This window comes from Paenibacillus plantarum (assembly GCF_013141695.1).
In the GTDB taxonomy this organism is placed as follows: Bacteria; Bacillota; Bacilli; order Paenibacillales; family NBRC-103111; genus Paenibacillus_E; species Paenibacillus_E plantarum.
The window spans coordinates 422,376-437,979 of record NZ_WHNY01000060.1 but is presented as its reverse complement, the minus strand read 5'-3'; the positions used below and the strand labels follow the sequence as shown (position 1 = coordinate 437,979).

Here is a 15,604-nt window from a genome sequence, read left to right as displayed (position 1 = left end):
GGAATTTCCTTTTAACCTTTAATCGATCCCATAAGCACACCTTTGGTAAAATGCTTTTGCATAAATGGATACACGATTAAGATCGGAACCGTCGTCACGACGACAGCAGCCATTTGCACAGCGAATTTGCTAACCGTTCCGGAATTGGCCATCGATTCAGCGCTTTCTGATGCAATGTTAAGCAGAATGTTGCGCAAGACAACTTGAAGCGGCATTAAGTTCGCATCATTCAAGTAAACAATGGCATCGAAATAACTGTTCCAATGCCCCACGGCGTAAAATAAGGAAATCGTAGCAAGCACGGGCATAGAGAGTGGTAAAATGATCCTCCAAAGCGCTTGAAGTTCACTTGCGCCGTCGACCCTCGCCGACTCCTCGATCTCAGCAGGCAATTGCTCGAAAAATCCTTTAATGATCACTAGATTAAATGCACTAATGAGAGTTGGAATAATAAGTACCCACGGACTGTTTAGCAAGCCGAGAGAGCGAATTAACAAATAAGTTGGAATTAATCCTCCACTGAACATCATCGTAAACACAATGAATATTAAAAACGTGCTGCGCCCTGGCAAATATTTTTTGGATAACGGATAAGCAGCTAGTACCGTAAAAAGCACATTAAGTGCCGTGCCCACGATCGTTCGAAACAACGTAATTTTATACGCCTGCCCTATACCATGAGAAATGAACACTTCTTTATAGGCTAGGAACGTATAGGTTTCTGGAATAATCACAATTCCTTTTCTTACGACTTCCGATTCCGGCGTCACTGAAACAGCAACCACATACAAAAAGGGAAGTAAGCAAAGTAGGGCTAGTATAATAAGAATAGAATAGACGACTACTTGCCATATTTTTTCCCCGACTGTCAAATTAATCATGTATAAAACCACCTCACCAAATTTGCCCATCGAATTTTTTGGCAATCTTGTTCGCAGCCAAAACTAAAGCAAATCCGATGATAGCTTTAAACAATCCCACAGCCGTAGCCAAACCAATCTTCAGACGCTCCAACCCTTCACGGTATACCCATGTGTCGATAATGTCGATTTTCTCTTGGTTAAAACTATTCGCAAACATGAATATCTGGTCAAAACCAGCGTCCAGAATATGACTTAATTTCAGGATCAGCATCAGAATAATGACGCCTCGAATGCCGGGTAATGTGACATGCCATAGCTGTCTCGACTTGGAAGCCCCATCAATTCGAGCTGCTTCATATAAACTTGGATCAATGCCCGCTAATGCGGCAAGGTATAATATCGCTCCCCAGCCAATATCCTTCCATATTTCAGATAGGATGATCAGCAGTCTACCCCAGGCAGGTTCCGTTAGAAAGGAAATAGGCTGAATCCCATTTTCCTTAAAAATCATGTTAAAAAGTCCATCCCCTGGTGCTAATAACGCCACCATCAGTCCATAAACAATGACCCATGACAGAAAATGGGGCAAATACGTGATCGTTTGCACGATTTTCTTAAACCATTGGGTATACACTTCATTGAGAAGCAAAGCAAGTACGATAGGAGCAGAGAAACCGAACAATAGCTTATACAGCGATATGATAATCGTATTTCTCATAATGTCCCAGAAATAAACGCCATTGATAAAATCTTTGAAATTTTTCAATCCCACCCACGGGCTATCCCATAGTCCCAAGGCGAGGTTATAGTTTTTAAAAGCAATAATGATTCCTGCCATAGGAATATATTTGAATACGGCAAAGTACACTAATGCCGGAAATAAGAGCGCATACATCACTTTATATCTGCTTATCGTTCTTATCCATGAATCCCGCTTTTTCGGGGTGGGAAGGGCGTCCGTTGCCAGTTTTGCTTGCATATCATCACCTCGTCTTTATTTATATTTGTATAATAGCATCCGCCTGTGTGATAAATTTCTGTGATTTCTAGAATTTCTTACAAGATATTAAGTAGAGTAACTTTCGGGGATTAACTGGATATCCTACATCTATTTCCGGGAAAAACTAGTCTTTGGGGAGTTTAACTGGATTTTCTACATTTAATTTTGCTCGAAATGTCCCGTTTGGTGAAATCAGCCTGAAATAACGGGAGGAAATCCAGTTAGTTTGCAAAATGCTGTGAATTCGCATGAATTAGCTGCAGAAAATCCAGTTATTCGCTTTGCCAGGGTGCCTTTTGGCAATCGCCGATGCATGTGCCTACATGTTGAAAAAACGGACAGCGTGAGCGCGACCGTTTTCAGGTGCTTTCACTTTGTCCGTTAGTTATTCTCGTATTCACTGACTCTGACACGCCCTCAACCCAACCAATCTCACTGCTAACTCATCCAACCGCTCCCTAATCAGGATCTTCTCGGCATACGTAGCCGGAATCCCCTCATAGCCATAATATATACCAGCCAACCCACCGGCAATGGCACCTATTGTGTCCGAGTCTCCTCCTAAATTAGCCGCCCTCTGAACAACTTCGCTAAAGTTGGAAGCTCCAAGCAAAATATGGAGCACCCATCGTAGCGTATGTACAACGAAGCCGTTAGCTTCGCAATTGGGTTCGGATGTTAGAATACTTTCATACTCCGTTCCGATCAGCTCCTGCTGGATCACGGTTTTCATCTCTTCTCCGTGCAACAGACGAAAAGCCATGCGATTATAGAGGATGCAAGCTTCATTGCACCTTTCGTCATAGTGAGTCATTTTCGATTGCATATGGGAAATTTTCTCGATATCTTTCCAGTCCGTGTACGCCAAAGCAACTGGCAGACAGCGCATGAGCGAACCATTTCCTGCACTTTGGCCCATATCGATATGAGTGACGTAAGCAGCCTCGAACCAACTCTCCTCCACATTTTCAAACGTATGCCTGATAATATTACCGATATCTTTCGGCCTCGTCTGATACCATTTCATAAACTCAACACCAATGGCATCTAGGGGATCCTTGGGATTCGCCAAAATCCCCTCCGCCACACACAACGTCATCATCGTGTCGTCCGTCACCTCACCAGGCTCTAAACGCCAAGCGCCCCCGCCAATAATCTCCGTCAAATACCCATATCTCGCTTGGATTTCCCGGACACTCATGAACTCGGTTGTGCCGCCTAACGCATCACCGATCGCGACGCCGTAGAGCCCGCCTTTGATTTTATTCAATACGTCTTGTTTGTTCATATCCATTACTCCTTCCCAGCACCATGACCTATTTGCTTCAATATACATTCACTCAAGCTTTGATATTTCTGATATGATCGCAAAATTTTCCAGACTCTTTCCGCTCGCTCCTCGAGAGTTCCTTGTAATAGGATATAAGGGATTTGTCTCATTTTGAGATCAGCGATGATCTGCTTCTGGAACACAAACCGCTGAACCTCCCCCGAACGATCCCAAGTATCTGCATATGGAATATCCGTATCGCACACAAACACAAGATCATACCGCGACGCTGCATCCGTTGCCAGTTCAGTCAAACGTTGCGTAGCCTTACCGTGATAATAATGAGAAAACATATACGTTGTAATCGCATTGGTATCCACGAAGAGCACATCTCGCGCCTCCTTCATCAGAAGCTCCTCTCTTTCCAAATGCCCCTCTGCGATCTCCTCCAGCTGCGCTAACGATAATCTGCGATCTACCTGGTGCTTCTCCCAATATTCCCGTCCGTACTCCACCATCCAAGCTGTATTCATCTGTTTCGCCATGTGAGCGGTAAGTGTGGATTTCCCTGTCGATGGTGCGCCAAGAAATACGACTTTAGCAATTAGATCTTTATAAACAACCGGACTCAGAAACTTTCTATTGTCAAAAGGGTTCCCCCTCACTTGCGTGCCCGAAACCGGAAACGTGTTCCGATCTGGATCCACTTGGCGATTCTCCGCCCCCAAAGCCGCGCTCATATGTTCACCATAAAACTCACTGGAGTAAAAATGTGTGATCTTCCGCCCCGCAAGCTTCTGCAAAATATAAGCCTCATGCATCCTTTTAATCTCAGGCGTATCGCCTATTTCATTAGAACCGTCCCAAGCTTCGATCACATGTACCTGCGGATAGAGGGTACGAATCCAATTGGATCGCACACGCAAAGGGATATCCGTCGTTTCGGGACAATCGTAGATGACAACGATCACTTCATCCATCTCCCGGATCGCAGTCTCGATCATAAATTGATGTCCTGCGTGCAGTGGTGCAAACTTCCCAAGTGTTAAGCCTGTTCGGTGTTGTGACATGTGAGTTCCCTCCGATCTACCAAGTGCAACGCCCGTTTCCATCCAACATAGCCAGCAATAGCGATAAACAAGAAAATAAGGTATAGGAAGGCAACAGCATACAAATCTTTGTAAGCATACATCGCTACCGACATCACGTCGACGACAATCCAGATGAGCCAATTCTCTAGCACTTTTGACGAAAGTAGATACTGAGCTATGAGACTTAACGTAGCAATGAAAGCATCCGCATAGGGAATCGAGGCATCCGTATATGTGTGCAGGACGTAGCCCCAGAGCAGGGTCATCACTACCAAAAGTACACTTAAGATGAACGTGAGTTGTGATGTAATTTTTCTAGTCGGACGCACCTTGGAACCTTCTCTTTTCGTCAGCCACATGATCCAACCATACACGCTTAAGATGAAAAAGAACACCTGCAGCATCGTATCCGCATATAGTTTCGCTTCCCAGAACATCACGAAGAAGCAACCCACATTGACCAGTCCAACTGGCCAAGACCATATATGCTCCTTCGCTGTTAACCATACGCACAACAATCCTGTCGTCGTCGCGACGATTTCGATTGCTGTTGATGAGGTGTAGATCGCAATGGCGACCATACAGACGAATAGTGCCAAGAATGACCATGCTTTTCTCATACGTAACGCCTCCTTAATTTTTAATTACAGTCGATCAATACTATCATTATGACATTATCAAAAGGTAAAAGAGAACCGCCTAGCTGTAAATCGACAGCTGCGGCGTCAGATCCGTAAAGCGATAGAGCTGTGCGGCTCTCTGCGAGTAGCGATTGGAAAGCTTCAGCTCTCCGTTACGATCCACCGCTTCTTCAATAATGCCTTTGCGGCTTTGCGTAGACGTAATTTTACGAATAAAGTTGCTTTCCTCAAAATGCGGCACAACCGTTTGAATCACTTGATACAGCTCACCAATCGTGAATTCTTCGGGAAGAAATTCCTTAGCAATGGTTGTCGTTAGCATCTTTTTCTGAATCTGATGCAAGGCATCCGTCAATATCTGCCTATGATCAAAAGCTAACTCTAACTTTAGTGCTTCCTCCATCGTAAATAGTTGCACATCCGAGGCGTCTGTGTCGGCACGTCTTTCTGCCAACAATTTCTCATGAACTAAAGCACAGAAAGCGTGAGAGATAATCCATCCTCTCGGGTCACGTCCTGGTTCGCTATAGACGTTTAAATACTCCATATGAACATCCGCGATGCCGGTCTCTTCCTGCAATTCTCGTTTCGCGCAATCATACATACTCTCCGACTCTTGGCAAAACCCGCCAGGTAAAGCCCATTGTCCCTCGAATGGCCATTGTTTTCTTTGAATGAGTAGAACCTTTAGTTCCCTAATAGGCAGCGCCTTTTTAGTTGTATTCTTTTCTGTTGAGGTAATTGTGAAAATGACAATATCACTCGGTGCACCGTCCGGTGTCCGATACTTCTGGGAAGAGTAGTTCGACTCTTTCTCGTTCGTGTCCATTGTGGCACCTGCTTTCACGACTTTAATGTCGATTTGATATTATCATTATGACATATTAAATGGAGATGTCAAGTGGGGTTTATCCCAATTGAGCGTGTCCCTCTGTAAAAAGACTCATAATCCCGCTATATTTCGCCAAAATCACTTTCTTTCGCAGGGCACATCACGTAAAATATAAATAAGCATATCCATCACAACTGTTGGATATAAATTCGATCTTAACGAGGTAGGCCATGAAACCAACCGTTCTTCACTTCATTGCTCCACCGATTCCTTATTTCTTAGATTGCGGAAGCGCTTACTATGAAATTGGGGAGAGTCATATAAGTAGGACAAACATCGGTGCCTTCGACCTCATCGTCGTTAAGAAAGGGACTATATTCATCGGGGAAGGTACGAATGAATGGACACTTCAGCCTAATGATGCCATCATTCTAAGACCCGATCTCTCGCATTTCGGAACGGCTCCTTGTGAGCAAGAAGCTGAAATCCTTTGGATCCATTTCCATACGTATGGCGCTTGGGATGAGTACATGGATATGGATGCGTGTTTAGAGAATCAGAATGCTCTCATTGAGGACCACAAACAGAAGGCTTTCCTAAATCATGCAGAAGTGAATTCCATATTTATCCCCAAATATATGAAACTGAATCACAAAGCCTTAGAAATTCTAGAATACTTCTTCGATTTGGAACAGGAATCGCGCTCCCAACGCAATTGGAGGAAACAGAATACCTTTCAATTGTTTATGCAGCATATTAACCGTGAATTAATTTCAACAACCGACATGACTGCGTTTCATTTAGCTGAGAAAGTGGAGCTGTTTATTCGCCAAAATTATACGAAAAAAATATCCAATGCCCTCTTGCAAGAGCATCTTAATTATCATCCTAACTACATTGCCAAATGCATGTTGAAGGTGTTCGGGATGACACCCAACGATTATCTGCTTCAATTTCGTATCGAACAATCCAAGAAGTTGCTGATTCAGACGAATTGGACCATGGCGAGAGTTGCAGAAGAGAGTGGCTTTCAACACGCCTCCTACTTCTCACACTGCTTCTCAACCAAAGAAGGAATCTCTCCTTTAAATTTCCGCAAAAACTATACAGGTCATTCATGACCATCATGCCCCGCATGAAACGCGAACACGGGATCTCGCCGTAAGACGTTGTTGGTCATCGAGTTCATTTGTAGGTTTGGCGTGGTCTTGTCATTCACACATTTGATTAACTGGAAAATATACAGCTATTTTCGAGGAATTTCCTCGAAAATTCAATTTAACTGTAAATTATGTAGTTAAAACTGCCTTTTTTGTTCAGATCGCGTAAAACGCGCAAAATTAACTGTATGTTTTCCATCTACTCGGTGTTTGATCTCAAAATTCCAATATTTAACTGTACATTTTCCATCTATTCATCTGGCAGTCTGAAGGGTAACTTCGATTACTTAAATAAATAGCCAGCAACCTAGATATCTCAAGGTTACTGGCTACTTGTTTTACTTGCGCAGACGTATCACATTCCAAGATAACTTTGGCAACGTTCCGATCAGCATATCGTCATCAATGGCAGCATCCCCATCGCTATGCGGAGTCACTCGATTAGGATGATTCATCGTGTTCACGGCTTTCTCATCTTTATTTTCCAATACAATATGTTCCAACACTCGGTATCCCTCAAAGCTGCGCAAGTCGCAAGAAACAACTAATGAGGAATCTAGACTTTTATTGATTGCAAATATCGTAAGTTCGTCTTTTTCTTCCTGATGAACAGCAACCGCATCCAGATAAGGGACATCCGTATAGTCCTTCGTATCATATTTAGGAGCATCTATGAACGAATGCAGCACGGTTCCTCTCCCATAAACAGAAGCGTGCATATACGGATAAAAAATCGTTTGGCGCCAAGCAGGTCCTCCCGTTTGCGTCATAATAGGGGCTATGACATTCACTAACTGCGCTAAGCAGGCAATTTTCACGCGATCCGCATGTTTTAATAGTGTGATCAGCATTGTGCCTACCATTAATGCGTCCTCCAACGTATATACATCTTCAAGCTGTGGAGGCGCAAATTGCCACGGTTCCATCTTCTTGTCTGACTCCAAGGTATGAAACCATACATTCCATTCATCGAAAGAAAGCATCATCGTTTTTATACTTCTTTTTTTGGCTTTTATATAATCACACACCGCAATGATCTCTTGTATAAAGGCTGTCATATCCAGCGATTTGGCCAAGTAATTAGCGGTGTCATTATCTGCGTTTCCATAGTACGTATGTAAGGATAGATAGTCAACATTATCATACGTATGGTCCAGCACGGTGGCTTCCCACTCCACATAAGTTGGCATACTTCGGAAAGAACTTCCGCATACCACCAACTCGATCGTCGGATCAACGAATTTCATCGCTTTCGCTGTTTCATTCGCCAATCGACCATAATCATCTGCCGTTTTGGCACCAATTTGCCAGGGCCCATCCATCTCATTGCCTAAACACCACGTCTTAATCCCGTAAGCCTCTGGATAACCGTGGGCAATTCTTAAATTGCTCCAATATGATCCCGCAGGATGATTGCAATATTCCACTAAGTTTCTGGCATCATCAATCCCTCTAGTTCCTAAGTTAACTGCCATCATCGCTTGTGCTTTGACTTGTTTGGTCCATGCTAGAAATTCATTGGTGCCAAATAAATTCGGTTCTAGTACACGCCATGCCAACTCCAGCTTGGCAGGTCTACCACTAATCGGTCCGACACCATCCTCCCAGTTGTATCCTGAGACGAAGTTGCCTCCTGGATAACGAACGATAGGGACACCAATTTCATCGATCATCGCACGAACATCCTGCCTAAAGCCATGTTCATCTGCTGCCGGATGCCCTGGCTCATAAATGCCGCCATAAACAGCACGCCCCAGATGCTCAATGAAAGATCCGTAAATGCGCTCATCGACTTCAGCAATTCGAAAATCTTTATCCAATTTCATGCTCGCTTTTAACACGGTCGTCATATCTCTCTTCCTCCTGATGATCGGTTATCGGAAAGCTGCCCTTCAGATCTAAGAAGATCCGAGAGGCAGCTTCTACGAAATGGAATGAATTATGTTCCGAATACTCTCCACGATTCAATTCCTGTTGATGTGGTTGCTTTGGCTGTTATGTTGACACGGATTTTGGTTGTAGAAACAGGCGTAAATGTCGTCGTGTTGTATTGATTAGCGACAACCCCTAGTCCTGATGGACTTGCTACGTTGACCCATGCTGTCCCATTCCAATATTGGATGGTATAGGAAGCTGGCAGATCGATGCCTTGATCATCATCAAACCAATAGATCGCAGTACTAGATAATGTTTTAGCTGATGCAAAATCGTATTGCACCCATTGTGTCGTTCCTGGATTATTCCAGTTACCGTATACAAGATGTCCTCTATCATTTGAACTTGTTGGCGCATAACCATCGTTCAGCCCTGCAAGGCTTTCCCAAGTTGACACGAATGAGGTCGTCGCTGTTCCTTGCGGTGCAACGTCTTGAGGCCCTGAAGGTGTGCCTACTTGCAGTTTCACATCGTACGTAGCATTCGTGCCAATGCTAAGATTAACAATCGTTTTCGCACTTGTCGTCGCTGTCACAGTACCCGTTTGTACATTGTTGACAAGCACATTATACGTACCAGCCGCAAGACCAGTGAAGGTAACTTTCGTAACGTGCGCTGCTGTTGTCGTTGAATTCTTCAAAGTAAAGTTGACATCATTCTTAGCCGTTGCCACGATTGCTGATGTATATTGGTCGCGCTCAAGCTCCATGGACAATTTCTCTGTAATGAGATTCAATCGTTTGAACAAGCCATCCTTCGGCGTGATCGTATATTTCCCACTGCTCAAGGTAACGTCCGCCCCATAGCCATATAAGCCAAAGATGGGATCAACTGCAATATCCGCACTTAGAATTTTCAAAGCGCCGAACAGCCCCAGATCAGCCTCTCCACTCATCCCGCGCCAGCCATTAAATAGCGGACCGCCGTCAAGTCCAAGAGCGCCGTTATTTCCTTTACTTGCTTGATACGTCCAAGAAACAGCCCCGATGTTCGCTGCATCACTACTAATTTGACCGGAATTAATCGCACTTATATTCGCTATTTTGGCCGCATAGGATAACCGCTGTTCCCTTTCAGGCGTTGTGGAGTTCGTACGTATCCAGTCATCCATCGCATACCCTGCAAGAGACGTACTGTATTGGAAATTCCACCAGTTGTCCCCCGTAATGGTTACAGGATCCGTGTAGTAGTACCACACTGGCATATGACCACGTGCTGCTCTCGTTTTGGCATTGATTTTACCTTTGATGGTAGTGTTGTTATTCATTTTGGCCAGCATGTAGACCGATTCTTCCCCTGTATTGTCATAGCTGTATTCTGATCCGTACGGATAGGAATTTGCTGAAAAATTGCTGTATTTCGTTGCCATTTTGCTAATGATATCGTTCGCTTGTGTGGTATAGCCCTCATCTTGAAGTGCTTTAATAATGTCCGGTGTCGTCAATTCACCCATTAAGCCCGTTGACCAGTTGTAGGCAACAGGTCCGTCATACAAAGCTTTGAACACATTATATGCGCGAAGCAAATACGTATTTTTGGGATTCTTGTAGGTCACAAGATTCGGGTAAAGCTTTGCAATTTTATACATACTGAAGTACGTATTGTAGATGTGCGGATACGCATAGCCCCGATAGGTTGGCGTTGTGTTCGGCTGTGCCATTAGAAAGTCTGGAACAAGATAATCGGTATGATGACCATTCATCAAATTCGTCCATACGGCCGTTTCCAAATAGTTATCAACCGCTGTTACTTCGGAAGCGATAGGGGTAATCGCATTTTTCTCGGCAAGGAATTGACCATGTGTAAGCCCCCAGTCATCTCCCCAGCCCCAGTATCCTGCGAAATTGTTTCGCTTGGCCTTGGTCTGCATCATCCAGTCGTCGAACACTTTATCACGAATATCCCCTGGTACATTCCATTGTTGATTGTTCACCATGAACGTCGAATGCCGCTGTAATGCCGCATCAATAGGCTCAATGGCATAGAATTGAAGAACTGTTTTCTCGCCTGAGCCGTACGTAACCGTAATATTGTTCTGTCCCAAATGAGTCATGGTCATCTGATATAATTTGTGATCCGTTCCTGTCGTACCTAAAGAAGTAATTGTCGTCTCTGACGGGTATTGTGCCGTAACGGCAGTAATCGCTTTGGACGTGTGCAAATCAAACTTAGCCGTCTGATTCGTTGGCACAATCATGCCAGGAACCACATTGAAATCGACCATACCTTCGCTATATAGCCTGTCTTGAACAGCATACTCATCGGCAGCTTTAAAAAATTTGAAGGCGTACGTTTTACTTGCCCCTGGTGCTAACGTCAGACTCGTGTTGGGCAAATAGCCGCGACCATTGCTTTTAATCACATTAGAGTGGATATAGTACACATTCAGCCCCTTCGCATAGCCGCCTTGATCAGCAGCCCACATGCTGCCTGGATGCTCCTCAACACGCCAATTGTCTTGATACTCAAGTCCCGCTCCCGTCGTCGTATCAGGTACCATGAGGAGGGAAGGACCAATACCGCTAGGGCGCTGCGCTACAATATATGAACTATTGTTACCGATAAAGGCATGTGTAATGACGCGTGTTTCATAGATCTCATCATTATTGCCGGCAGTGAAAAATTCGTTGAAGGGAAGCGGGAGGCCGAAATCACCGATTTCCAAAGTTTGCGTGCTCGTATTCGTAACGGTAATTTGCCATTTCAAATAGTCACTCACGAGGGAATACGATTCATCCACTTTGAAGTTTTTTATACCTGCACTGTTGGTTGAATTTTGATACGTAATATTGACGGTATTGCCCGTTTGGGAAGTCGTTCTGCCATCCGCCGATTTACTCGAAAGCGCCTGCGTCCAGGCTCCTGTTCCAAGCTTATAAGTAAACATAAGCTCTCCAACCCATTGATGATCCGCTGTATTCTGATTTGGTGCATTCGTTGCATTCATGACATAGTTGGTTGGATACGTATCCCCACCAATTTGTAGAGAAGTAATTTCGCCATTCGTACCCGTCTGAACCGTAAAATTACTATTCGTAATGGTATTGGCTGAAGCGAGTTGCGGTACCAACAGAATGGCTGCTGCAGTAAATGTTGAAGCTGCAAACAGTTGCATACGTTGTGACTTTGACATCATACTCCAATACTTACTAAGTATTTGCTTCATTAAATAGCCTCTCTTCTCATCTTAGATTTCTTCGACATCTAGCGGGGATTCATCTTACCATTAGGCTTCGATCCTGGCTGTATCGTGCTGTCATCCTTTGGGGCACACCCCCTATCATTTGTTAAATTTTGTAACGCTTACATTTCCTATCATATCTAAAATTTGTGCGATTTACTTTAAGTTTCACAACCTATTTTTACACTATATGAACTAATGTCCCCGTAGATTTATTTAAAAATATCAACCTAAAAAACCCCCTAAAGGGTTATCCTTCAAGGGGCTCTTCGGATTAACTTTTCAAACCAGTCAGCGTGATTCCTTCTACAAAATACCTTTGACCAATTAGGTAGAAAATAACGCCTGGAGCAAAGGACAAGCACGTGGCTGCCATCGTCAACGACCAATCTTGCTTTAATTGACCTTTAAAATTGGTAAGTCCCAACGCTATGGTGAATTTATCGCTCGAATTAATGTAAATCATCTGTTGGAGCAAATCATTCCATAATCCGATGAAAATAAACAAGGCGACGACGATCATAGCGGGCTTGATCGCCGGCATAATAATGCTGAACAAAATCCGGAAGTACCCGGCGCCGTCTATCGTTGCCGCTTGGTCGAGTTCTCTCGGTATGGAGAGAATGAACTGCCTGATCAAAAAGATATTAAAAGCGCCGCCGCCGCAAAAATAGGGCAAAATCAATGGCAGATAGCTGTCATGGAGCCCCAACCCCCGTGTCCATCCAATGTACAGGGGAATCAGCGTAACCATGGCAGGCAAGAGCATTGAGCCGACGCAAAGGATCCAGATCAATTGTTTGCCTCTAAAGCGCAACCTCGCAAATGCATATCCGCACAAGGTGGCCGTGAACGTTCCCCCCAAACAGGAAGGAACAATAATGATCATCGTATTCCACAAATATTTCCAAAATTTAAATATATTCAATGTTTTTTCATAATTGGAAAACAACCAATTCTTCGGTATGAGAGACGGCGGATATTTGTAGATCTCGGGATTCGTCATCAGTGACGTTCGGAATATCCACCAGATCGGGAATAGCACGATGAGGGCAAATACGATGACGACTATAAGCGTAAGTACGTTTATCGTTCGTTCACTGCGCTTCTTGCTCTTAAATCTGGCGTATGCGACTTCGCTCATTTATCGTCGTCTCCTTCGGAAAAGATCCACCGTTTCGACGTCTTAAACAAAACGGCAGTAAAAGCGGCAAGAATGGCGAAAATAATAAAGGTCGTCGCGCACGCATAGCCCAGCTTGTAATTGACGAATGCCTGATCATACATGAGATAAGTCATGAATCGGGAAGAGTTGCCAGGACCGCCATTCGTCAGAGCAAGGGCCGGCGTAACGACTTGTAGATTAGCAATCAGGCTCAGCAACAGGTTGTAAAAGATGATCGGCGTCATACAAGGCAAGGTGACATGAAGGAAGCGTTGCCATCCGTTTGCACCATCCATTTCAGCCGCTTCATGATAGACGTTCGGAACGCTCTGAAGACCTGCCAAAAAAATAACGATTAAATTCCCCGACAGCCAGACCGCAATCAATGAAAGAGATGGGATTACGTAATTGGAATCGGCGATAAAGAGAACTTTGTTCAATCCGATTTCGGAAAGGAGGTAGTTGAAGAAACCAAAATTCGCCTCGTAAAGCCAGGACCATCCTACGTATATAGCCGCAGCAGGCAAAACGAAAGGGACATAGAATACAGCTCTGAAGAAACCTCTTGCCGGAATTTTACGGTTCAACAACATCGCGATGAAAAGTGAATAAATCATGCTTCCGGCTACGGATAAAAATGCGAAGTAAAGCGTTGCGATAATTGAATCTTTTATATAAGGATCGGTAGTAAATAGCGTAATATAATTGCTGAAACCGACGAATTCAGGGTTTTTTAGCCCTGTCCAATTCGTCATACTAATGCCCAACACGCCAAGAAGAGGCAAATAGGTCAGGAAGATTAGTCCGAGTATTGCCGGAATCAAGCATATGTAAGCAACTCTTGCCTCGCTGGAATGAAAGCGGGAACGGCGTTGCTGAGGTTTATTAACAGTTTCCATATCTTGCCCCCCACCTCGTATGTGAAGGATGACCGCCGCTTGCTTGTTTTTGGCGGTTGTTCATGGCGATCATCCTTCCTATACGTTATTTTTTACCTTTATTGGCTGCTTTTAAAGCTTCGAGATTTTTGGAAATAGCGTCCTTGGCGGAAGTTTTTCCTGTCCAAACATCTCCCAAAGTCGATCCCAACAAGGTGTTAAAGTCCGTCGTATGATTCGTGTAGAACCAAGAAGCGGGTCTCGCGGCTGAGGATTGCGCATAATCGACTACAGCGGACTTGTATTCGTTGTACGGAGGGAAGTTCTTATTGTCGACCCATTTATGGGTAAGCGTTTCATCCGTATACCACTTTTTCAGTGTTGGCATCCAAATACCCGATGAGATGAGTCCCCAGTTGTTTTCTTCTGCCGTGTACCATTTGAGCCATTCCATAGCTTCTTTCGGATGCTTGGTCTGAGAGAATACGACATTGGCACCACCCGTGTTGAGGGTAACCTTTTCCTTTAAGTAAGGTAACACGGCTACGCCATATTTCAGTCCTGCATCCTTAGCTGCATTCAAGCTAGTTCCTATGTTCCACTGGCCGTTCGTGGCCATGGCAACCGTTCCTGCGATAATGGTACGCTGAATGCCATCATCGGTCTGTCCAACAGACAACGGGGCAACATGGTCTTTCAAGTACAGATCCGCGACTTTCTGAATCGCTTCGATACTGGCGTCTTCCCCGATTCGCACTGATGTACCGTCAGCCGAATAGAAACCGCCGCCATTGCTGAGCACCCAGGCTTCCAACTGCCATGCCAGATTTTCAACGGATGCACCATACTGAACGATGCTCTGCGGATTAAATCCTGCCTCGTCAGCATGTTTGCCATTCTTATCGACCGTCAGCTTTTTGGCCGTTGCTACGAATTCATCCCATGTCCATGCTTTATCGAGTGCGGATGGCGGATAAGGTACTTTCGCTTTGTCGAACATGTCTTTGTTGTAATAAAGGAGCAAGATTTCATTCGCAGCGGCATAGGCTACGGTTTTGCCTTGATATTTGTAAGCTAGGCTATCCAGCGGCTTGCTGTCACTTCCCGAGTACATGGCACTTACATCATTCAACATACCATCGGAGGACCACTGGATAACGCCATCCTCCTTCAATATTCCCGTATCTGGTAATTGACCTGCCGTTGCCTGCGTATTCAGTTTGGTCATGTAGTTTTCCCAAGGAATCGCTTGCACTTTGACTTCGATTCTGTTTTGAGAAGCATTAAACTTATCCGCCGCTGCCTGGGTTGTGCTTCCTTCAGCCTCACTTCCCCACATCGAATAGGTAATTTTAACCTTCTCCGTGGAAGGAGCTGCCGTCTTCTCTGGTGCTTTTGTAGCTGCTTCTCCGATTGGCGATGCGCTTGGTTTATCGTTATTCGTGGAGCATCCAGCCATCATGCTTAAGATCAAGACCATTGATACGCTAACCATGAATCCTTTTTTCATTGTTTTCATATTAACCCCTCCATCATATATAATTCGCCGTCACTCCTTGATTCCTCCCGCGTTGGCAGGGAATATTTC

General features: G+C 44.5%; 12 protein-coding genes. 1 reads left to right on the top strand and 11 read right to left on the bottom strand.

Going from position 1 to position 15,604, the window contains the following annotated elements; all coding sequences use genetic code 11:
* Positions 1-11: 11 nt before the first annotated feature.
* The 6 genes from GC096_RS20035 to GC096_RS20010 all read right to left on the bottom strand — a co-directional run bounded on the left by GC096_RS20035 (position 12) and on the right by GC096_RS20010 (position 5,694).
* Positions 12-881, bottom strand: a complete 870-nt coding sequence (locus GC096_RS20035; RefSeq protein ID WP_171632637.1) for a carbohydrate ABC transporter permease — start codon at positions 879-881, stop codon at positions 12-14.
* A gap of 13 nt (positions 882-894) precedes the next feature.
* Positions 895-1,842 (bottom strand): ABC transporter permease, encoded by a 948-nt coding sequence (locus tag GC096_RS20030; protein WP_171632635.1) that lies wholly within the window; start codon positions 1,840-1,842, stop codon positions 895-897.
* A 418-nt stretch (positions 1,843-2,260) separates the two neighbouring features.
* On the bottom strand, positions 2,261-3,151 hold the full coding sequence (locus GC096_RS20025) for an ADP-ribosylglycohydrolase family protein (RefSeq protein ID WP_376769509.1): 891 nt from the start codon (positions 3,149-3,151) through the stop codon (positions 2,261-2,263).
* 5 nt (positions 3,152-3,156) lie between these two features.
* Positions 3,157-4,203, bottom strand: a complete 1,047-nt coding sequence (locus GC096_RS20020) for an AAA family ATPase (protein WP_171632632.1) — start codon at positions 4,201-4,203, stop codon at positions 3,157-3,159.
* On the bottom strand, positions 4,179-4,844 hold the full coding sequence (gene pnuC / locus GC096_RS20015; RefSeq protein ID WP_171632631.1) for a nicotinamide riboside transporter PnuC: 666 nt from the start codon (positions 4,842-4,844) through the stop codon (positions 4,179-4,181). Before pnuC ends, GC096_RS20020 begins: the two co-directional genes overlap by 25 nt.
* A 79-nt stretch (positions 4,845-4,923) precedes the next feature.
* Positions 4,924-5,694 carry an NUDIX domain-containing protein gene (locus GC096_RS20010; protein WP_171632629.1) on the bottom strand — a complete coding sequence of 257 codons (771 nt, stop codon included), beginning with the start codon at positions 5,692-5,694 and terminating at the stop codon, positions 4,924-4,926.
* A gap of 233 nt (positions 5,695-5,927) precedes the next feature.
* On the opposite strand from GC096_RS20010, the gene GC096_RS20005 reads away from it, so the two are divergent.
* Complete coding sequence (locus tag GC096_RS20005) at positions 5,928-6,818, top strand: AraC family transcriptional regulator (RefSeq protein ID WP_171632628.1); 891 nt, start codon at positions 5,928-5,930, stop codon at positions 6,816-6,818.
* Positions 6,819-7,195: 377 nt separating this feature from the next.
* On the opposite strand, the gene arfA is transcribed toward GC096_RS20005, so the two are convergent.
* From arfA to GC096_RS19980, 5 genes are all read right to left on the bottom strand, one after another.
* On the bottom strand, positions 7,196-8,707 hold the full coding sequence (arfA, locus tag GC096_RS20000; protein ID WP_171632626.1) for an arabinosylfuranosidase ArfA: 1,512 nt from the start codon (positions 8,705-8,707) through the stop codon (positions 7,196-7,198).
* An 89-nt stretch (positions 8,708-8,796) separates the two neighbouring features.
* Positions 8,797-11,928, bottom strand: coding sequence for a DUF5695 domain-containing protein (locus GC096_RS19995; RefSeq protein ID WP_446686385.1), 3,132 nt, complete (start codon positions 11,926-11,928; stop codon positions 8,797-8,799).
* Between the two features lie 319 nt (positions 11,929-12,247).
* Positions 12,248-13,117 (bottom strand): carbohydrate ABC transporter permease, encoded by an 870-nt coding sequence (locus GC096_RS19990; RefSeq protein ID WP_171632624.1) that lies wholly within the window; start codon positions 13,115-13,117, stop codon positions 12,248-12,250.
* A complete protein-coding gene (locus tag GC096_RS19985; protein WP_171632623.1) occupies positions 13,114-14,037 on the bottom strand; it encodes a carbohydrate ABC transporter permease in 924 nt (307 codons plus the stop codon). Before GC096_RS19985 ends, GC096_RS19990 begins: the two co-directional genes overlap by 4 nt.
* 85 nt (positions 14,038-14,122) lie before the next feature.
* Positions 14,123-15,535 carry an ABC transporter substrate-binding protein gene (locus GC096_RS19980; protein WP_171632622.1) on the bottom strand — a complete coding sequence of 471 codons (1,413 nt, stop codon included), beginning with the start codon at positions 15,533-15,535 and terminating at the stop codon, positions 14,123-14,125.
* Positions 15,536-15,604 lie beyond the last annotated feature (69 nt).